Genomic DNA, 19463 nt, shown 5'->3' with positions numbered 1-19463 from the left:
TTTTTCGGAATAAGCGAACAGCCGCGGCAGGCGCGTCTGATCACCGCGCGCCCTTCACACTACCTCGATGAAGCAAATCCGCCGGTCCGTCGGCCCGCAGCTTATTGATATCCCGGCACTTGAATCGTCATCCCCGCGAAAGCAGGGACCCAGAGTTGCCGGGCGAAACCCTGCTTGGCTCTGTAGTCACCGTTTCGCGGGGACGAAGGTAAAGTTATCCCGGAAGGATCAAACCCTAGATGCCGGCCTTGCTGACGTTGCGGCGCGAGTAGAGGAAATAGAGCGCCAGCCCTACCAGGTTCCAGATCCCGAACAGGATTTGTGTCTGGTGCGGCAGGCTGACGAACAGATAGAGGCAACCAAACATCGCCCCCAGCCCCACCAGCCATGCAGCGGGCGTGCGGAACGGCCGCACCGCATCGGGCGCGCGGTGGCGCATCACCAGCAGGCACAGGCCCACCGCTGCAAACGCCGTCAGCGTTCCCGCATTCGCCAGTGCCGCGATCTGGTCGATCGGGAAGAACGCCGCGAAGAAGGTCACCACGGCTGCGGTGAACAGCGTGATCCGCACCGGCGCGCCGCGCTTCGAAAGCTTGGCGAGGCTGCCGGGCAGCATATTGTCGCGCGCCATCACGAAGAAGATGCGGCTCTGGCCATATAGGAAGGCGAGAATGACGGTGGGCAGCGCGATCACCGCGCTCGCCGCAAGGAAGGTCGCGGCGCCCGGCTGGCCGATGCCGCGCAGGATCAGCGCCAGCGGCTCGGGGCTGCCGGCGAACTGGGTATAGGCCAGCGCACCCACTGCGGCGATCGCAACGGTCATGTAGATCGCGACGCACACCAGCATTGATCCGACAATGCCGATCGCCAGATCGCGCCCCGGATTCTTTGCTTCTTCCGCTGCGGTCGAGATCGCATCGAAGCCATAGAATGCGAAGAAGATGATCGCAGCCGCCGCCATCACTCCGCGTTCGACCATCACGCCGTCGGCGCCCGCCACCTGATGCGCGGCAAAGCCGAAGGGCGAGAAGGGTTGCAGGTTCGCAGCGTCGAAATACGGAAGCGCGACCGCGACGAACACGGCCAGCGCGATCAGTTTCACCACCACCAGGATCGCGTTGAGCGTGGCGCTTTCCTTGGTGCCTACCAGCAGCAGCCCCGTCACCACCGCGACGATGAACAATGCCGGCAAATTGACGCCCCATTCGGCGATCGCCCCATCCACCATCACCGGCCCATGCGTCAGCGCGGCAGGCAGATGTATGCCCAGCCCGTCGAGGAACCCCGTCGCATAGCCCGACCAGCCCACTGCGACCGTCGCCACCACAAGCGTATATTCCGCGAGCAGGCTCCACCCGACGATCCAGGCGATCATCTCGCCCAGCACGGCATAGCTATAGGTATAGGCGCTGCCCGACGCGGGGATCATCGTCGCCATTTCGGCATAGGCCAGCGCCGCGCAGGCACAGATCGCCCCGGCCACTGCAAAGGACAGGATCACCGCAGGCCCTGCCCGGTCCACGCCCACGCCGATAAGCGTAAGGATGCCCGTGCCGACGATCGCGCCCACGCCCAGCGCGATAAGGTGCGGCCAGGAAAGCGTGCGCTGAAGCTGATGCTCCGCCGGGCGTTCGTGCGCCGCGACGATCGTCTTCAGGCGAAACAAGCTGGCCATTCTTCATCCCCCTTGGTCTGGCGAACCGGTGTAGCGGTATAGATTCCGCACGCAACATTGTTTCGCGGCGCGTTCAGCGCAGGTGCAGCCGCACGACGGAATATTCTTGCGCTTCCAATCGAAGGAACCCGGTCATGTCGCTCCTGCTCACTGCGCTCGCACTCGCCTTCGCCGTTCCCGAAGATCCCAATCCCCAGATCGACTATGCGGCATTCTCCGCGCTCTCCCGCGATGTGCGCGCAATCCGCGCCCAGCGGTTGCTGAGCATGGAGGCGTTCCAGGCCAAGGCGAAGGAAAAAGGTGCGCTGATCCTCGACGCGCGCTCGGCGGATAAGTTCGCCGCGGGGCATATCGCCGGCGCGGTCAATCTCCCGCTCACCGATTTCACCGCAGAAGCGCTTGCCGAAGTGCTGGGCCCTGATCGCAACCGGCCGATCCTGATCTACTGCAACAACAATTTCTCAAACCGCCGCGCGCCCGTGCCGCTCAAGGCTGCTCCTCTGGCGCTCAACATCCAGACCTTCATCAACCTTGTCGGCTATGGCTATGCCAATGTCTGGGAACTGCGCGACGTGGTGGACTTCAACGACCCCAAAGTCGGCTGGGTAAAGGGCTGAACGCTCCCAATTCCTCCCCCGGAGGGGGAGGGGGACCGCCGAAGGCGGTGGAGGGGTATTCGCCGCGTGCGGTAACGACGATGTGGCGGACGACGGCATCTACATCCGCCAGCACTTCTCGCACCCAGATCCGCGCGCCCGCCCGGTGTCGATACCGTACCGTCCCCTCCCTCCGTCCCCCCGGACATGTTCCGGGGTCCACGAGTCTGCGGGTGTTGACGCTGGAACCTCTTGTCCATCGAGTGCTGCCAGGTAGATCCCGGAACAAGTCCGGGATGACGGGTGTGAACGTGGGGAAATCGGCATCCCACCCAATCTCGCTCGTTTAGCCCGTGTCGAAGCTGCCGTTACGGGTTCGCAACCCGCTCCCGCCTCACCCCGCCGGACACTTCGCCCCGGCCGCGATCCACGCGCGCGTCAGCTCGCCAAACTCGGCCTGCGTTCCTGGCACCGGCGTGCGCCCGGGCCCCGGATTCCAACCCCAGCCCACCAGCCCATCCTTCGCATGATGCTCTGCGATCTGCGCGAGCGACTTGCCGCCGTTGCGCTTCCTGTCCTTGATCTGCTCGCAGATCTCCCCAAGCGACTTGCCCTCCCAGGCCATGGATTTGGGCGCGAGGTGCCAATCGGGATGCCCCGGAATGCTGCCCGTGCCGTTGGCGAACGCCACATTGCTCGGGCCGTGACAGGTCGCGCATTCCAGCCCCGGAGCGCCATGCCCGTCGGGCCCGCGCGTCACCGGCGTGATATGCGGCGTCTGCGCATCGCCAGAGAGCGGCCGGTCGGTGCGTGGGTGGCAGTTCACGCAGCGCGGATGCTGGATGACCTTGCCCATCTCCTGGAAGATCGCCACCGCGCGGGCATCCTTGTCGGCAATGCCCGCAAAGGCGCTGGCCGGCTTCAGCCCTTCCGCCTTCTCCCCGGGTGCTGCCGCAATCGCGAGCGGCAGGAGCAGCGCCGAAGCGCCGAGCGCTATGATCCCGCCCTTCATGCATTGTCTCCATGGATGAAGGGAAGTCTGCGGACCGTCTTTCCGGTCAGCTTGCGCCAAGCATTGGCCACCGCGGGCGCAGCGGGCGGCAGTCCCGGTTCGCCAATCCCGGTCGGGCTCTCGGTGGATTTGATGATCGCCACTTCCACCGCGGGCATCTCGCCGATCCTCAGGCTGCGATAGCTGTCGAAATTACCCTGCTGGACTACCCCGCCTTCGCCGAGCACCACTTCCGAATAGAGTGCGTGGCCCAGCCCATAGCCGATCCCGCCCTCGATCTGCGCACGGATCACATTCGGGTTGATCGGAATGCCGCAATCCACCGCACACCACACCTTGTGGACCTTGGGCACGCCTTCCGGCCCCACCGATACTTCGGCGATCTGCGCGACATAGGAGCCGAAGCTCTTCCACGCAGCCACGCCGCGCGCCCTGCCGGCGGCAACCTTCCCGCCCCAATCGGCGATTTCGGCGACCTTGCTCAACACCGCTTTCAGCCGTGCTTCCTTCATCAGCGCCCGCCTTCCCGCCACGGCATCCTTGCCCCCCAAAGCGAGCAGTTCGTCGAGGAAGGTCTCCATCACATAAGCGGTGTGGGTGTTGCCTACTGAGCGCCACCAGAGCGTGGGCACCCCGCCTTCCATGATGTGCTGCCCGATATAGCTGTTCGGGAAATGATAGGCGTCCGCCAGCCCCTCGGTGATCGAATCGTCGATCCCCTTCTGGATGCCCATCGCCTCCATCGGCGTGTTCTTGAAAAAGCTCTGCGCCGCCGCCACCTGTTCCCAGCCAACGACATTGCCCGCCGCATCGATTCCGCCGCGCACCTTGTGCACGGTCAGCGGGCGATAGCGCCCGCCGCGGATATCGTTCTCGCGCATCCAGACATGCTTGACCGGCGCAGCGCCGCCATAAGCCTTGAACGCGCTGGCGGCTTCCACCGCAAACTCCATCAGCGGCGTCACCCGCCGCCCGAAGCTGCCACCCGCATATTGCTCGTGCAGCGCCGCATCCTCGGGCTTCACCCCCAGGGTGGCGCAGATCGCACCGAGCTCGCCCACCTGGAACTGGCTGCCCATCCAGACGTCGAGCTTGCCGCCCTTCATCTCGATCACGGCATCCATCGGCTCCATCGGCGCGTGCGCGAGATAGGGGAACAGATAGGTCGCCTCGATGGTCTTCGCCGCGCCCTTCAGCGCCGCCGCGACATCGCCCGATGCCTCAACCTTGTTGCCCGGCTGGGACGCCGCCTCGGCAAAGGTATTGTAGAGCTGCTCGCTCGTCCGCGTCTCGGCAGCGCTCAGGTCCCAGGTCACGTCGAGCGCCGCGCGGCCCTTCATCGCGGAATAGCTATCCTTGGCATAGACGACCACGCCCTGCGGCAACGTCTTGACCGCGAGCACGCCGGGGACTGCCAGCGCTGCGGCGTCGACAACCTTGCTCGCTTTGCCGCCAAATGCCGGCGGGTGCAGGATCGCGGTGTGCACCATGCCCGGACGGCGAATGTCCATGGTGAACATCGCGCTGCCATCGGTCTTGGTCGCGCTGTCCACCTTGGTCAGGTCGGTGCCGATCAGGGTCCATTGATCCGGGGTCTTGAGAATGGGTTTTTCAGGCGGCTTGAGCCCGGCCGCGTCCGCCGCCAGCTCGCCAAAGCTCGCTTTGTGCGTCCCCGAAGAGACCACGCCCTTCGATACCTTCACCGCCGATACCGGCACGCCCCAGCGCCTTGCCCCCGCCTCGGCCAGCATCGCGCGCGCCGAAGCACCGGCATTGCGCATCTGCATCCAGCTGTTCGACATGGCGGAAGAGCCGCCCGTCCCCATCGTACCGAAAGCGAGGTTCTTGTAGAGCGGGTCGTTCGCGGGCGCGAACTCCACGCGGATCTGGCTCCAGTCCGCGTCCATCTCGTCCGCAAGGATCGTGGCCAGGCCCGTCGCCGGCCCCTGCCCCATCTCGATATGCTTGATGATCACGGTGACTAGATTGTCAGTCGAGACGCGTACGAACGCGTTCGGTGCGAAAGGCACGGCCGTGGCCGCGGCTTTCGCCGCTCCGCGCATCGGCAGCGCGAGCCCGAGCACCAGCCCGGAGGATTGCAGGAAAGCGCGGCGGCTGGGGAGCAATGCGTGCATGGCTATGCTCCCAGCTTCGCGGAGGCGTCATGGATCGCTTGTCGTATCCGCACATAGGTGGCGCAGCGGCAGATATTCCCCGCCATCGCATTATCGATATCCTCGTCGGTCACGCGCTTCTTCTGCGCAAGCAGCGCGATCGCCGACATCACTTGCCCCGATTGGCAAAAGCCGCATTGCGGCACGTCGATCGCCACCCATGCGCTTTGCACCGCCTCGGCGGTCTTGCCCTCCACGCCTTCGATCGTGGTGACGTTCTTGCCCGCCACCGTGCTGACCGGGGTCACACAGGATCTGCGGCTCTTGCCGTCGAGATGCACGGTGCATGCGCCGCATTGTGCGACGCCACAGCCATATTTGGTGCCCGTCAGCCCCAGATGATCGCGCAGCACCCACAATAAAGGAGTCTCAGGATCGCCGTCGAAACGCGTCGGCTTGCCGTTAAGCGTGAAGTCGGTGGCCATACGAGTCCTCCGGGAAGCGCTATCTACACTTCATAGCCACGCTTCACTTCATCAGAGAAACGAAAAATACCTGGCCTGACACCCCCGGACATCGAGCAGATCACTTTTTCGAGCGTGCGGGATGGATCCGCCATCGGATGGGTGAGCCCCGCCGCGCGCTTGTCGGGCGAGGCCGGCCCTCTGGCCGGAGCCCGCGCCGCGCCCTTTCCAGGGCAAGGCACCAATGCCCCGTGCCCCCGGCCGTCTTCCCGCGCAGCACGATCGCCCACGCGCTTCGGGAGTGCCGGGCGGGCAGCAATTCTCGGTGGCATCACGGTTCCGGCAAGCGCCGCCCCGCGCCGTACACCTTCATATTGCAACGCCATATCAATATCTTACCGCGCAACTGGCGGCATTCCGCGCGCAACGAACCGTGCAGCATATCCGCAGCATAATGCGCGCCGTCATCGCAGCATCGCGGGCTGGGAAGGTTTGGCGCTCCGCCCTCAGATTGGCAGCATGCCGCGCTTCAACGCGTTCAGCGCGACACCACGTCGCCCGATGCCGTCACCCGCTCAAGGATGCGCTCGGCCGGCCAGTAATCGCCCACCGCATAATGCTGGGTCGAGCGATTGTCCCAGATCCCGATCGCATTCGGCGTCCAGCGGAAGCGCACCTGATATTCGGGCACCTTCACCCGGTCATAGATCAGCGTGAGCAGCGCATCGCTCTCTTCCTTCTCCACGCCCAGGATGCGCGAGGTGAAGGTGTGGTTCACATAGACGATCTTCTCGCCCGTTTCGGGATGCGTACGCACCACCGGGTGGCGCACCGGCGAGAAGGCCTGCGCGAGCTGCGCCTTGCGCTCCTCGCTCACGCGCCCGCCAAAGCTCTGGATGATGTCATGCTCCGCATCCAGATCGGCGATGCGATCCTTCACCGCGTCGGGCAGCCCGGTATAGACCGCCGCCATGTCCGCCCACATCGTGTCGCCGCCCAGCGCCGGCATCAGCCGCATGCGCAGCACCGACGCGATCGAGGGCTTCTCGCGAAACGTCACGTCAGTGTGCCATTTGTTATAGGCCTTGAACTGCTCGATCGTCTCGGAAGTCGGGGTAACGCCCTCAACGCCCTTGATGATCAGCACATGCGGATAGCCCTCGACATGCGGGATCACCGGATGCCCCTCCAGCTCGCCGAACAGGCGGCCAAGCCGGAGATGGCTTTCATAGCTGATGTCCTGGTCGCGGAAGAAGATCACCTTGTGCGTCAGCCACGCCTCGCGGACGATCTCGGCCTGCGCGTCGCTCAGCGGCGCATCAAGGTCGAGCCCCGAAATCTCCGCGCCGATCGTCGGCGTCGAAGGCGCGATGGTGATGCCCAGCCGCGCCGCGCGCTCGGTCAGGTCGGTTTCCTGGAACAACATGGTCGCCATCTCAGCCTCCTCGCTGCGGGCGATGCTCGCCCCGCTTCGCGCAAATGTCGAGATAGGAGATATTTGGAAGCGCTAGAACGACAAAAGCCGCCGACCAATGGGTCAGCGGCTTTTGTAGAATGTCGCGTTGGTTGCGGGAGCAGGATTTGAACCTGCGACCTTCAAGTTATGAGCCTGACGAGATGACGCAACAAAAGCCAGTCCGGAGGACTGGCTGACTTGCGGCATGGGCTGCGGGGCCGTTGGTTGCGGGAGCAGGATTTGAACCTGCGACCTTCAGGTTATGAGCCTGACGAGCTACCGGGCTGCTCCATCCCGCGCCAAAGGTTGGCGGGCGGCCCCGCAAAAAACATGTGAATGGGCTTATACCTCTTTCCCGCGCTGCACCGGCTTCAATGCCTGGCGACGACCTACTCTTCCATCGCTTAAGCGATAGTACCATCGGCGCTGTCTGGTTTCACGGCCGAGTTCGAGATGGGATCGGGTGGGGCACAGACGCTATGGTCACCAAGCAATGAAGCCGGTGCAATGCGGGTAAGGGTTTTAAATCGATGCGCACCTGTTTGGGCAAACAAGCTGCGATGATTATCCACAATCAGCCAAGCCTTGGACGAACCAATGCTGACATTGATGGTGAGACTCTCAAGCGCGAATAGGACAATTAGTATCGGTTAGCTCCACATGTTACCACGCTTCCACATCCGATCTATCAAGGTGATGGTCTCTCACCGTCCTAAGAAATCTTATCTCGAGGGAGGCTTCCCGCTTAGATGCTTTCAGCGGTTATCCCGTCCATACATAGCTACCCAGCTGCGCCGTTGGCACGACGACTGGTACACCAGAGGTATGTTCAACCCGGTCCTCTCGTACTAGGGTCAACTCCTCTCAAATTTCGACGCCCACGGCAGATAGGGACCAAACTGTCTCGCGACGTTCTGAACCCAGCTCACGTACCACTTTAATTGGCGAACAGCCAAACCCTTGGGACCTGCTCCAGCCCCAGGATGTGATGAGCCGACATCGAGGTGCCAAACAACCCCGTCGATATGAGCTCTTGGGGGTTATCAGCCTGTTATCCCCGGCGTACCTTTTATCCGTTGAGCGATGGCCCTTCCACGAGGGACCACCGGATCACTATGACCGACTTTCGTCTCTGCTCGACTTGTCAGTCTCGCAGTCAGGCTGGCTTATGCCATTGCACTCTAACAGCCGGTTTCCAACCGGCCTGAGCCAACCTTCGCGCGCCTCCGTTACTCTTTAGGAGGCGACCGCCCCAGTCAAACTACCCGCCACAGAGGGTCCCTCATCCAGTTTCATGGATGCAGGTTAGACATCAGAAAACAACAGGGTGGTATTTCACATTGTGGCTCCACACCGGCTGGCGCCAGTGCTTCAAAGCCTCCCACCTATTCTACACAGTTCCTTCCTAATGCCACTCTGAAGCTGCAGTAAAGGTGCACGGGGTCTTTCCGTCTAACCGCGGGTACTCCGCATCTTCACGGAGAATTCAATTTCGCTGAGCATGTCCTGGAGACAGTGGGGAAGTCGTTACGCCATTCGTGCAGGTCGGAACTTACCCGACAAGGAATTTCGCTACCTTAGGACCGTTATAGTTACGGCCGCCGTTTACCTGGGCTTCATTTCGGAGCTTGCACTCCTCCACTTAACCTTCAGGCACCGGGCAGGCGTCAGGCCCTATACGTCGTCTTGAAGCCGACTTAGCAGAGCCCTGTGTTTTTGCTAAACAGTCGCTACCCCCTGGCCTGTGCCCCCTCAATCTGCTTGCGCAAAATGAGGGCCTCCTTCTTCCGAAGGTACGGAGGCAATTTGCCGAGTTCCTTCAGGACACTTCTCTCAAGCGCCTTGGTATACTCTACCTGACCACCTGTGTCGGTTTCGGGTACGGTCTATACGGTGGGGCTATTTCCTGGGACCCCTTCGAAGCATGTCCAATCCGATAAGGACATACAACACACGGGATCCGTCACACACCACCAGGCCCACGAATATTAACGTGGTTCCCATCGACTACCCCCTTCGGGCTCGTCTTAGGGGCCGGCTCACCCTGCGCGGATTAGCCTTGCGCAGGAACCCTTGGTCTTTCGGCGAAAGGGCATCTCACCCTTTTTATCGCTACTCATGTCTGCATTCGCACTTCCGATACCTCCACAGCCCATTACCAGACTGCTTCACAGGCTTACGGAACGCTCCGCTACCACGTGATCTTACGATCACATCCTAAGCTTCGGTGCATCACTTTAGCCCCGTTACATCTTCGCCGCAGGAACCCTTATTTAGACCAGTGAGCTGTTACGCTTTCTTTAAAGGATGGCTGCTTCTAAGCCAACCTCCTGGTTGTTTTGGGATTCCCACATGCTTTCCCACTTAGTGATGACTTGGGGACCTTAGCTGTAGGTCAGGGCTGTTTCCCTTTTGACGACGGACCTTAGCACCCGCCGTCTGTCTCCCGGATATCACTCCTAGGTATTCGGAGTTTGGTTAGAATTGGTAGATCTCGCGACCCCCGCATCCATCCAGTGCTCTACCCCCTAGGGTGTCCATCCGAGGCACTACCTCAATAGTTTTCGCGGAGAACCAGCTATTTCCCGGCTTGATTGGCCTTTCACCCCTAAACACAACTCATCCGGTAACTTTTCAACGTTAATCGGTTCGGACCTCCAGTGAGTGTTACCTCACCTTCATCCTGGTCATGCCTAGATCGCCGGGTTTCGGGTCTAATACACCAAACTAATTCGCCCTATTCAGACTCGCTTTCGCTGCGCCTACACCTATCGGCTTAAGCTTGCTTGGTACATTAAGTCACAGACCCATTATGCAAGAGGTACGCGGTCACCCCATAAAGAGGCTCCCACTGCTTGTAGGCAATCCGTTTCAGGTACTGTTTCACTCCCCTCATCGGGGTGCTTTTCACCTTTCCCTCACGGTACTAGTTCGCTATCGGTCATGTACGAGTATTTAGGCTTAGAGGGTGGTCCCCCTATGTTCAGACAGGATTACACGTGTCCCGCCCTACTCAAGTCCTTCAACATCAGTTTCGCATACGGGACTGTCACCCGCTACGGTCAGCCTTTCCAGACTGTTCTGCTACTTGAATTGAAGGCACTGGCCTGGTCCGCGTTCGCTCGCCACTACTAACGGAATCTCGGTTGATGTCTTTTCCTCCGGCTACTGAGATGTTTCAGTTCGCCGGGTTCGCTTCACGAAGCCTATTTTATTCAGCTAAGTGATACCTCGCCCCAATTACTCCCGCCGTGAACAAGTTCACGAAAGAAATAATCGGGATAGGTGGGTTTCCCCATTCGGAAATCGTCGGATCAAAGCCTGCTCACAGCTCCCCGACGCTTATCGCAGCGTGCCACGTCCTTCATCGCCTGTACATGCCAAGGCATCCACGAATTGCCCTTACCTCACGCTTGAGAGTCCACACCACCAACGACAACACTGGATCGGTTCGAAAACCGACACGAAACTCGGCAGAGCAGTGTCACGTGGTTTGTTTGGTGCGGATAATTTTAATCTCAGCTTGTTTGTTCAGGCATCAGTTCCCCGAACCGGATCCGAAAATCCGATGCAAAAAACCAACGCCATCACGGCATCGATTTAAAAACCCATTCACAATGTCAAAAAGCTACGGTCTCGTAAGACCGTATGGCCGCTCCTAAGAGCGGATCTCGGTGCTTCATCCCTGGATAATCAGTCAGCGCATGGTGGAGCCTATCGGGATCGAACCGATGACCTGATGCTTGCAAAGCAACCGCTCTCCCAGCTGAGCTAAGGCCCCATGCGCCAGTCGTACGACGAAATAGCGGAGCTACTTCGCGGATCGACCAGCACGGCCGGCGAAGCAAAGCTTCGGCCGACGACGCGGCTTTGCCGCGGCGCTGTTCCATTGCACGCACGCCGTCAGCCGCAACAAAGCTGCGCCTTATGGCGCGCTATGCAGCGCTGGCCGCGCTTGCTCAGATGCGATTTAGCATTGCTAAATCATCTCCTTCGCTACGCGATGGTGGGCCGAGTAGGAGTTGAACCTACGACCTCACGCTTATCAGGCGTGCGCTCTAACCACCTGAGCTACCGGCCCCATCGCATGCCCAGCTGACCTTTAAAGGCCGCGGGCGGCGTGAGCCAGCTCAGGCACCCCTCCCGAAGATCGGGAAGGTATCCAGTGATGAAGGGACATGAGGACGGCGGCTATGTTCTTTGGAATGGAAGAAGCTCTTCCCCTGGTCGAAACCAAAGGCGCTTTCTGCCGATATCCTTAGAAAGGAGGTGATCCAGCCGCAGGTTCCCCTACGGCTACCTTGTTACGACTTCACCCCAGTCGCTAAACCCACCGTGGTCGCCTGCCTCTCTTGCGAGTTAGCGCAACGCCTTCGGGTGAATCCAACTCCCATGGTGTGACGGGCGGTGTGTACAAGGCCTGGGAACGTATTCACCGCGGCATGCTGATCCGCGATTACTAGCGATTCCGCCTTCATGCACTCGAGTTGCAGAGTGCAATCCGAACTGAGACGACTTTTGGAGATTAGCTCATCCTCGCGGAATTGCTGCCCACTGTAGTCGCCATTGTAGCACGTGTGTAGCCCAGCGCGTAAGGGCCATGAGGACTTGACGTCATCCCCACCTTCCTCCGGCTTATCACCGGCGGTTCCTTTAGAGTCCCCAACTGAATGATGGTAACTAAAGGCGAGGGTTGCGCTCGTTGCGGGACTTAACCCAACATCTCACGACACGAGCTGACGACAGCCATGCAGCACCTGTGTCCCAGTCCCCGAAGGGAAGGAATCCATCTCTGGAAACCGTCCGGGCATGTCAAACGCTGGTAAGGTTCTGCGCGTTGCTTCGAATTAAACCACATGCTCCACCGCTTGTGCAGGCCCCCGTCAATTCATTTGAGTTTTAACCTTGCGGCCGTACTCCCCAGGCGGATAACTTAATGCGTTAGCTGCGCCACCTAAGTACCAAGTACCCAGACAGCTAGTTATCATCGTTTACGGCGTGGACTACCAGGGTATCTAATCCTGTTTGCTCCCCACGCTTTCGTACCTCAGCGTCAATACCAGTCCAGTGAGCCGCCTTCGCCACTGGTGTTCTTCCGAATATCTACGAATTTCACCTCTACACTCGGAATTCCACTCACCTCTCCTGGATTCAAGCGATGCAGTTTTAAAGGCAGTTCTGGAGTTGAGCTCCAGGCTTTCACCTCTAACTTGCAAAGCCGCCTACGTACGCTTTACGCCCAGTAATTCCGAATAACGCTAGCTCCCTCCGTATTACCGCGGCTGCTGGCACGGAGTTAGCCGGAGCTTATTCTCCCGGTACTGTCATTATCATCCCGGGTAAAAGAGCTTTACAACCCTAAGGCCTTCATCACTCACGCGGCATTGCTGGATCAGGCTTTCGCCCATTGTCCAATATTCCCCACTGCTGCCTCCCGTAGGAGTCTGGGCCGTGTCTCAGTCCCAGTGTGGCTGATCATCCTCTCAGACCAGCTAAGGATCGTCGCCTTGGTGAGCTTTTACCTCACCAACTAGCTAATCCTACGCGGGCTCATCCTTGGGCGATAAATCTTTGGTCTTGCGACATTATTTGGTATTAGCAGTCATTTCTAACTGTTATTCCAAACCCAAGGGCAGATTCCCACGCGTTACGCACCCGTGCGCCACTAAGGCCGAAGCCTTCGTTCGACTTGCATGTGTTAGGCATGCCGCCAGCGTTCATTCTGAGCCATGATCAAACTCTCAAGTTTATGTACGATACGAGCGAGGTGGAATTCCCTGCCCGAACCGCTCATTTCAAGGAGCCGCTCTGCACAAAATCTAATTACGTATGGAAACGTGTAAGACATGTAAGAGCGACTTAGCTTTACCGAGTATCCAACGCCTTGAAGCCGTTGGACCCGGGGCCGCCGCCCACATGTCCCTTCATCTAAATCACAATGTCAAAGAGCGCAAAACACCGACGCCGTACCTTACCCCCTTTTTGGTGGGGCGGTCTGGCGCCTGGTTTTTGGTGACCGTCGAAGCGTTCCGGTGAGGAGCACCGCGTCGGTGGAGTGGCTTCTATGCGTGGCTTCTGATTCGGTCAACAGCGATTTGTAACTTTCTGTCTTTTTTTCGAAACAGAGCCGGAAAGCCGCGGAAAACCGTGCTTTGTCGCGTTTATGAAGGTTCGTTTTCCGGCGGTTTCGGCCGCCAACCCCCGTCGAATCGGGCGAATCACCCCTCGAATCGGGGATATTTCGGCGCTGGCAGGGCTCCGGAAGCGCCCCGCCCCGCCGATTCACCCCCGGGAATCGCGTTTCCTTCGAATCACCGCCCGAAACCCCGCCGAAACCCGGGGTCGCGCGCTTCGGTGATTTACGGCGCATAAAGGCACGCGCGCCTATGCCCGCGCATATGAGTGACGCTGTGGCCCTGCCTTCCGAGCCCGAACCCCGCCTGCGCGATCAGGTGCGCAGCGCCGTGATCTGGCGCTCGGGCACGCAGATCGCCGGGCAGATGCTCACCTGGGCGTCCACCTTCCTCGTCATCCGCGTGCTGTCGCCTGCCGATTATGGGCTGTTCGCGATGACGCAGGTCGTGCTCGTCCTGCTCAACATGCTCAACGGCTACGGTCTGGCCAGCGCGCTGATCCAGCGCGAGAATGCCGGCCTCCATGCGCAGCGCCAGCTCTTCGGCATGCTGATCCTGCTCAATCTCGCGCTCGCCGCCGCGCAGTTCGCCGCCGCGCCGGTCGCCGCGGCTTATTATCGTCAGCCCATCGTGGCCGATCTGCTGCGCGTGCAGGCGCTGCTATATATATCCACGCCGTTCATCGCGCTTCCCTATGCGATGCTCGCGCGCGAGATGGACTTCAAGAAGCAGGCGAAGGTGAACTTCGTCTCGGGGCTGCTCGGCGCGCTCGCCGCGCTCGCCGGCGCCTATGCCGGGCTCGGCGTATGGACGCTCGTGCTCGCCCCCATCGTCCTTTTCGGGACCCGCGCGATCGGCATGACCTGGGCGGCGCGCTCGCTGATGTGGCCCAGCTTCGATTTTCGCGGGGCGAGCGACATTGCGCGCTATGGCGGGGTGATGGCGTTCGGCCAGATCTTCTGGTTCATCCAGAGCCAGGCCGATGTGTTCATCGCAGGCCGCCTGTTCGAACCGCACATGCTGGGCATCTATACCACCAGCCTGTTCCTCACGCAGATCTTCGTCTCGAAGTTCGTACCCCCGCTCAACGAGGTCGCCTTCACCGCCTATGCCCGGCTGAAGCACGACAAGGATGCGGTCGCCAGCGCCTTCGTCAAATCCGCGCGGATCATCATGGTCGCCGCGCTTCCTTTCTATCTGGGGCTCGCCGCGACGGCGGAGCCGCTGGTCGAAGTGGTGCTCGGCCCCAAATGGATCGAGGCAGCGCCGATCGTCCATTGGCTCGCGCTCGCCATGCCGATGATGACGCTGCAGGTGCTCTACGCCCCCGCGACCGATGCGTGCGGGCGGCCCGGCATCGGCGCGCAGAACGGCATCGCCGGCGCGATCCTGATGCCCGCCGCCTTTCTGGTCGGCGTGCATTGGGGCTTGTTGGGCCTCGTCGCCGCCTGGTTCGTCGCCTATCCGCTCTATCTCGGCATCTCGACCTGGCGGACGCTGCCGGTGATCGGCGTGCGCTTCCGCGATCTGGTCGATGCGATCGCCCCGCCCGCGCTCGCCGCCATCGGGATGGCGGTCGCCGTCACGCAGCTGGACAATATGCTGCCGCCGATGGGCCCGCTGCTCCGGCTGGCGCTGCTCACCTGCGCCGGCGCATTGGTCTATGGCGCATGGCTGGCGATCTTCGCCCGCGCCACGCTCGATCAGGTGATCGACATGGTCCGCAAGCGCGGGGGTTGAGGTCCGTCGCCCCGCCCCGGCCCGTATCAGGCCGACTGGATATAGATCCGCATCGCCTCGGCCTCGCTTTCGATCCGGTCGATCCGGTGCTTCACCAGATCGCCGATCGAAACCACACCCACACATTTGCCGTCCTGGATCACCGGCAGATGCCGGATCCGCCGCCGCGTCATCAGCGCCAGCGCGCCCAGGATCGATTCCTCTGGGCTCACCGTGATCGCGGGTGAGGTCATCACCTCCGATACGCGCCGGTCGAGCGCAGTCGCGCCCTCCCGCTCCAGGCTGTGGATCACATCACGTTCGGAAAAGATGCCAAGCACCGCGTCGCCGTCCATGACCGGCACTGCGCCGATCCTCCGGCCCGCCAGCAATTGCACGGCTTCGGCGACACTATGATGGGCGGCGATAGACACCACCTCATGCCCTTTTCCCCCCAGGATTGCCGCGATGGTCATCGCTTCGTGCTCCTTCAATCGGGTTCAGGCGGTTGTTTCTCCCACGATTCGGGCGCAATTGCAAAGCCATGGACGATAATCGGAATATGCCGGACGATCCGCGCTACGCCGCCTTCGCCTGGCGGCGATTCAAGCACATCCTGTGGTGGATGGCCGGGGTGGCGGCGCTCGCCAGCGCGGTCGCGGTCGGCACGATGTGGTGGGCGCTCGGCTGGATGGGCATTCACGTCGCCATCGCCACCGTGCTCGGCACCTTCTGCACGATCATGATGACCGCCGCGCTGATGGGACTGATGTTCCTGAGCTCGGGCGCCGGCCATGACGAACAGGTGATCGACCCGCTCGGGGACGAAGCCGATCGGTACTGAGGCCGGTTAGACGGCACCGTCCGATCCGCATCGCCTGCCCCTTCGTCACACCGGGCTTGCCCCGGGGTCCCGCTTCCTCTTCCTTGCCGACGTGCCTATCCGATCGAAGGGTCAAACCATTTAGCCCTGCCGAAAGCGCGACTAGACGTCCTTCTCAGCTCGATCTCGACTTCCTCGCCAATCGCCTTGTCGCCAAGCCGAGCCCCAGATGCACAACATCCTCCCCGGTCGGGGCCGGAGAGGATGTCGGCAATTCAACGACGAAGGGCCGCGGCCCTGTCGAAATCAGGCGCTGGTCGCCTCGCCATCATCGGCGCGGACGCGGCGGCGGCGGGGCTTCTTCTCCGGCTCGGCCGGAGCATCGGCGGCCAGATCGGCACCGAGCGCGGGCGGGAGCACCGCCAGGTCGAGGCCCTGATCGCTCTCGGCAGCCGGCTCTTCGCGGCGCGGGCGGGCGGCGCGGCGCGGGCGCTCGGTGCGCTCCTGCGTCTCGGCGCGCGGCTGGCGCTCGCTGCGATCCTGGCGCGGCGCGCGCCCGGCGCGTGCTTCGCCCAGATCTTCCTGCGTGCCCGGCTCGCCTTCAAGCTGATGGCTGGAATAGCCATTGCCGTTCGCGCGGCCGTTGCGGCGCGGCTCGCGATCCTCGCGGTCGCCACGCACTTCGCGGTCGCCGCGATCCCGGGCCTCACGGGGTTCGCGATATTCGCGCGGCTGGCGCTCTTCGCGCGGCTGATCGTCGCCGGCGCGGTTGCCATCGGCTTCGTAGTCGAAGTCCTCGCCCTCCTCGTCATTCGCTTCCTGCGGGCGGCGCGCCTGGGGGTTCTGCTCTTCGAAGCGCAAGCGGCTCTCGCTCAGCACGCGGAAATAATGATCGGCGAACTGCAGATAATATTCGGCGTTGACGCGGTCGCCCTGCCGCTGGGCGTCGGCGGCCAGGTTCTTGTATTTCTCGAGCAGCTGGGCAGCGTTGCCGCGCGCGCGATTGTCGATGCGGTTGCCATTGCCCTGACCGGAATTGCCACCGGAACGCTGCTGGCCGCCACGACCGCGACGGCGGCCGTTATTAGCCTGACGATTGTTCATCAAGGTCTGTCTGTCCTGTCTTTACTAAGCCGTCCGTCGGTCCATCATGGGTCCCGGATGCAAGTTACCTGTGCAAAGGCGCCTCGCCTGGCGCATTCGCGTGCCATGGCCGCCGGACTGCAGCAGCTCAGTGACTATGGAGTGGAGCTGAGCGTTTGACCGCTCATGCGTTCGGTCGCCTTGTTTGAGAAAGCTACCCTGCCCCGCCGCTGTCTTAGCGGGTGCAACACTAAACTCCAAGCAAAAATATGGGTTGTCCACACCCCGATTCAAGTAAGCAGCACCGCTCTGGGACGGTCGCCAAGGTCGTTTCGCACCCGCGTCGTGAAACCATGCTCCGCGCCCAGCGCCGTAACTGCGTCCGCCTGAGTCCAGCCGATCTCCAGCACTGCCGCGCCGCCCTCCGCCATCAGGCGGCGGAGATCGGGGATGATGCGGCGATAATCGTCCAGCCCCTCGGCCCCGGCAAACAGCGCGGTATGCGGCTCGAACCGCCGCACATCCTCGCCGATCGCTTCGTCCTCGCCGATATAAGGCGGGTTGCAAAGGATCAGGTCGAAACGCCCGTCGATTCCCGCGGCCCAGTCGCCCAGCTGGAACACGGCCCGCCCGGCCAGCCCCAGCGCCTCTGCATTGCGCCGCGCATAGTCCAGCGCCGTCTCCGAAGCATCGACGCCCAGCCCCTTCGCCTCCGGCCATTCGGCCAGCGCCGCCAGCAACAATGTTCCCGGCCCCGTCCCCAGATCGAGCATGGTCGCGGGGGCGGCATCGCCAAAATGCTCCAGCGCGGCTTCGATCAGCGCCTCGCTGTCCGGCCTCGGGATCAGCACGCCCGGCCCCACCGCCAGGTCGATGTTCCAGAATCCGCGCGTGCCGGTGATATAGGCAAGCGGCTCATGCCCCATGCGCCGCTCGATCAGAGCTGCGAACTCCTCCGGCGCGGCTTCGCCCATATGCCGGAGCAGCAGCGTGTCGCGCTCTACCCCCAGCGCGTGCGCCATCAGCAGTTCGCTATCGAGCCGGGGCGTGTCGCTCACCATGGCAAGGCGCGCCGCCGCCTCCGTCAGGGCTGCCGCCATTCCTGTGCTTGCAATGTAGGATTTCATCGGCTTTGCTCGCCTTGCCGGGGCATGCCCATGCCTCGCCGCTCTTTGAAATTCGCCCGGATTTTCGCCCGCGCCGCGGGCTGGTCCCGGCCCGGATAGAAACGGCGTCTTGGTGTCACCTTAGTGTCACCTTTCGCCAAACGCGCGTCGCTTGTCCGCAACGCGTCAGCCTTCGATCTGCGCCAGCCGGTCCGCCTCGTCCTGCGCGATCAGCGCGCCGAGCAATTCCTCCATCTCGCCCTGCATGATCTCGGGCAAGCGGTGCAGCGTCAGGTTGATCCGGTGATCGGTCACGCGGCCCTGCGGGAAATTATAGGTGCGGATGCGCTCGCTGCGGTCGCCCGATCCCACCATGGATTTGCGCGCGCCCGCCCGCTCGGCATGCAGCCGCTCGCGCTCCTGCTCATACAGGCGGGTGCGCAGCACCTTCATCGCCTTGGCCTTGTTCTTGTGCTGCGACTTTTCGTCCTGCTGGATCACGGTCAGCCCGGTCGGGATATGGACGATGCGCACGGCGCTGTCGGTGGTGTTCACCGATTGGCCGCCGGGGCCCGACGATCGGTAGATATCGATCCGCAGATCCTTGTCGTCGATCTTGATATCGACTTCCTCGGCCTCGGGCAGCACCGCCACCGTCGCCGCCGAGGTATGGATGCGCCCCTGCGTCTCGGTCGCCGGCACGCGCTGGACGCGGTGGACGCCGCTCTCGAACTTCAATTTGGCGAACACGCCCTTGCCCTCGACCGAGGCGATGGCTTCCTTGAACCCGCCCGAATCGGATGCGGAGGAGGAGATCAGCTCGACCCGCCAGCCCTGCGCCTCGGCATATTTCTGGTACATGCGGAACAGGTCGCCCGCGAAGAGCGCCGCTTCGTCCCCGCCGGTGCCGGCCCGGATTTCGAGCATCGCCGCACGCTCGTCGGCGGCGTCGCGCGGCAGCAGCGCCAGCGCCAGCGCCCGCTCCGCATGCGGGATCGTCATCCGCAGCGCCTCGATCTCCTCGCGCGCCATCTCGCGCAGCTCGGCATCGCCCTCCGCTTCCATCCCCACCAGCACGTCCAGCTCGGCGCGCAGCCGCCGCACCTCGCCCGCCGCCTTGGCGACCGGCTCCAGCTCGGCATATTCCTTGGAGACCGCAACGAACTTGTCGCCGGGCAAGTCGCCCGTCGCCATCAGCGCCTGCAACTCATCCCGCCGCGCCTCGATCGCAGCAATGCGGTCTGCGGGGATGTTCATGCGACCCCGTCGACCGGTTCGTCA

General features: G+C 62.1%; 12 protein-coding genes, 3 tRNA genes and 3 rRNA genes. 3 read left to right on the top strand and 15 right to left on the bottom strand.

The annotated features are described in order from the left end of the window. Positions 1 to 235: 235 nt before the first annotated feature. The gene (locus SSO01S_RS14670; protein ID WP_066800184.1) at positions 236 to 1675 is read right to left on the bottom strand and encodes an amino acid permease; all 1440 of its coding nucleotides are present in this window, start codon (positions 1673 to 1675) and stop codon (positions 236 to 238) included. A 134-nt stretch (positions 1676 to 1809) separates the two neighbouring features. Between SSO01S_RS14670 and SSO01S_RS14665 the strand changes: the two genes are divergently transcribed. After that, positions 1810 to 2292: a rhodanese-like domain-containing protein gene (locus SSO01S_RS14665; RefSeq protein WP_066800174.1), complete on the top strand. Its 483-nt coding sequence runs from the start codon at positions 1810 to 1812 to the stop codon at positions 2290 to 2292. A gap of 373 nt (positions 2293 to 2665) precedes the next feature. On the opposite strand, the gene SSO01S_RS14660 is transcribed toward SSO01S_RS14665, so the two are convergent. The 10 genes from SSO01S_RS14660 to SSO01S_RS14615 all read right to left on the bottom strand — a co-directional run bounded on the left by SSO01S_RS14660 (position 2666) and on the right by SSO01S_RS14615 (position 13066). After that, the gene (locus SSO01S_RS14660) at positions 2666 to 3283 is read right to left on the bottom strand and encodes an Isoquinoline 1-oxidoreductase subunit (protein WP_066800172.1); all 618 of its coding nucleotides are present in this window, start codon (positions 3281 to 3283) and stop codon (positions 2666 to 2668) included. After that, positions 3280 to 5418 (bottom strand): xanthine dehydrogenase family protein molybdopterin-binding subunit, encoded by a 2139-nt coding sequence (locus SSO01S_RS14655; RefSeq protein WP_066800170.1) that lies wholly within the window; start codon positions 5416 to 5418, stop codon positions 3280 to 3282. Before SSO01S_RS14655 ends, SSO01S_RS14660 begins: the two co-directional genes overlap by 4 nt. A 2-nt stretch (positions 5419 to 5420) precedes the next feature. Then, positions 5421 to 5882, bottom strand: a complete 462-nt coding sequence (locus SSO01S_RS14650) for a (2Fe-2S)-binding protein (RefSeq protein ID WP_066800167.1) — start codon at positions 5880 to 5882, stop codon at positions 5421 to 5423. Between the two features lie 517 nt (positions 5883 to 6399). Beyond that, complete coding sequence (locus tag SSO01S_RS14645; RefSeq protein ID WP_066800165.1) at positions 6400 to 7296, bottom strand: TauD/TfdA dioxygenase family protein; 897 nt, start codon at positions 7294 to 7296, stop codon at positions 6400 to 6402. Positions 7297 to 7539: 243 nt separating this feature from the next. Beyond that, positions 7540 to 7616 (bottom strand) — tRNA-Met (locus tag SSO01S_RS14640). A 77-nt stretch (positions 7617 to 7693) separates the two neighbouring features. Continuing rightward, positions 7694 to 7808, bottom strand: a 5S ribosomal RNA gene (gene rrf, locus SSO01S_RS14635). A gap of 129 nt (positions 7809 to 7937) precedes the next feature. Next, positions 7938 to 10733, bottom strand: a 23S ribosomal RNA gene (locus SSO01S_RS14630). A 289-nt stretch (positions 10734 to 11022) separates the two neighbouring features. Beyond that, a tRNA-Ala gene (locus SSO01S_RS14625) sits at positions 11023 to 11098 on the bottom strand. Between the two features lie 223 nt (positions 11099 to 11321). Next, positions 11322 to 11398: transfer RNA gene (locus SSO01S_RS14620), tRNA-Ile, on the bottom strand. A gap of 181 nt (positions 11399 to 11579) precedes the next feature. Next, a 16S ribosomal RNA gene (locus SSO01S_RS14615) occupies positions 11580 to 13066 on the bottom strand. Together the 16S, 23S and 5S rRNA genes with 3 tRNA genes alongside form the textbook arrangement of a ribosomal RNA operon. 649 nt (positions 13067 to 13715) lie before the next feature. Here SSO01S_RS14615 and SSO01S_RS14610 point away from each other — a divergent pair. Next, complete coding sequence (locus SSO01S_RS14610; protein WP_066800235.1) at positions 13716 to 15191, top strand: lipopolysaccharide biosynthesis protein; 1476 nt, start codon at positions 13716 to 13718, stop codon at positions 15189 to 15191. A gap of 26 nt (positions 15192 to 15217) precedes the next feature. On the opposite strand, the gene SSO01S_RS14605 is transcribed toward SSO01S_RS14610, so the two are convergent. Beyond that, positions 15218 to 15646: a CBS domain-containing protein gene (locus SSO01S_RS14605; protein ID WP_066800232.1), complete on the bottom strand. Its 429-nt coding sequence runs from the start codon at positions 15644 to 15646 to the stop codon at positions 15218 to 15220. A 68-nt stretch (positions 15647 to 15714) separates the two neighbouring features. Between SSO01S_RS14605 and SSO01S_RS14600 the strand changes: the two genes are divergently transcribed. Continuing rightward, the gene (locus tag SSO01S_RS14600) at positions 15715 to 16014 is read left to right on the top strand and encodes a hypothetical protein (protein ID WP_245646802.1); all 300 of its coding nucleotides are present in this window, start codon (positions 15715 to 15717) and stop codon (positions 16012 to 16014) included. Between the two features lie 285 nt (positions 16015 to 16299). Here the strand turns inward: SSO01S_RS14600 and SSO01S_RS14595 are convergent, their stop codons facing one another. From SSO01S_RS14595 to prfA, 3 genes are all read right to left on the bottom strand, one after another. Continuing rightward, positions 16300 to 17097 carry a DUF4167 domain-containing protein gene (locus SSO01S_RS14595; protein ID WP_066800161.1) on the bottom strand — a complete coding sequence of 266 codons (798 nt, stop codon included), beginning with the start codon at positions 17095 to 17097 and terminating at the stop codon, positions 16300 to 16302. A gap of 269 nt (positions 17098 to 17366) precedes the next feature. After that, on the bottom strand, positions 17367 to 18176 hold the full coding sequence (gene prmC, locus SSO01S_RS14590; protein WP_083943126.1) for a peptide chain release factor N(5)-glutamine methyltransferase: 810 nt from the start codon (positions 18174 to 18176) through the stop codon (positions 17367 to 17369). Between the two features lie 192 nt (positions 18177 to 18368). Next, positions 18369 to 19439: a peptide chain release factor 1 gene (prfA, locus tag SSO01S_RS14585; RefSeq protein WP_066800155.1), complete on the bottom strand. Its 1071-nt coding sequence runs from the start codon at positions 19437 to 19439 to the stop codon at positions 18369 to 18371. Positions 19440 to 19463 lie beyond the last annotated feature (24 nt).

The sequence above is a fragment of the Sphingomonas soli NBRC 100801 genome (assembly GCF_001591025.1).
GTDB classification, from domain to species: Bacteria; Pseudomonadota; Alphaproteobacteria; order Sphingomonadales; family Sphingomonadaceae; genus Sphingomonas; species Sphingomonas soli.
Note: the sequence above shows the minus strand (reverse complement) of the source record. Positions and strands in the feature narration are given on the sequence as shown.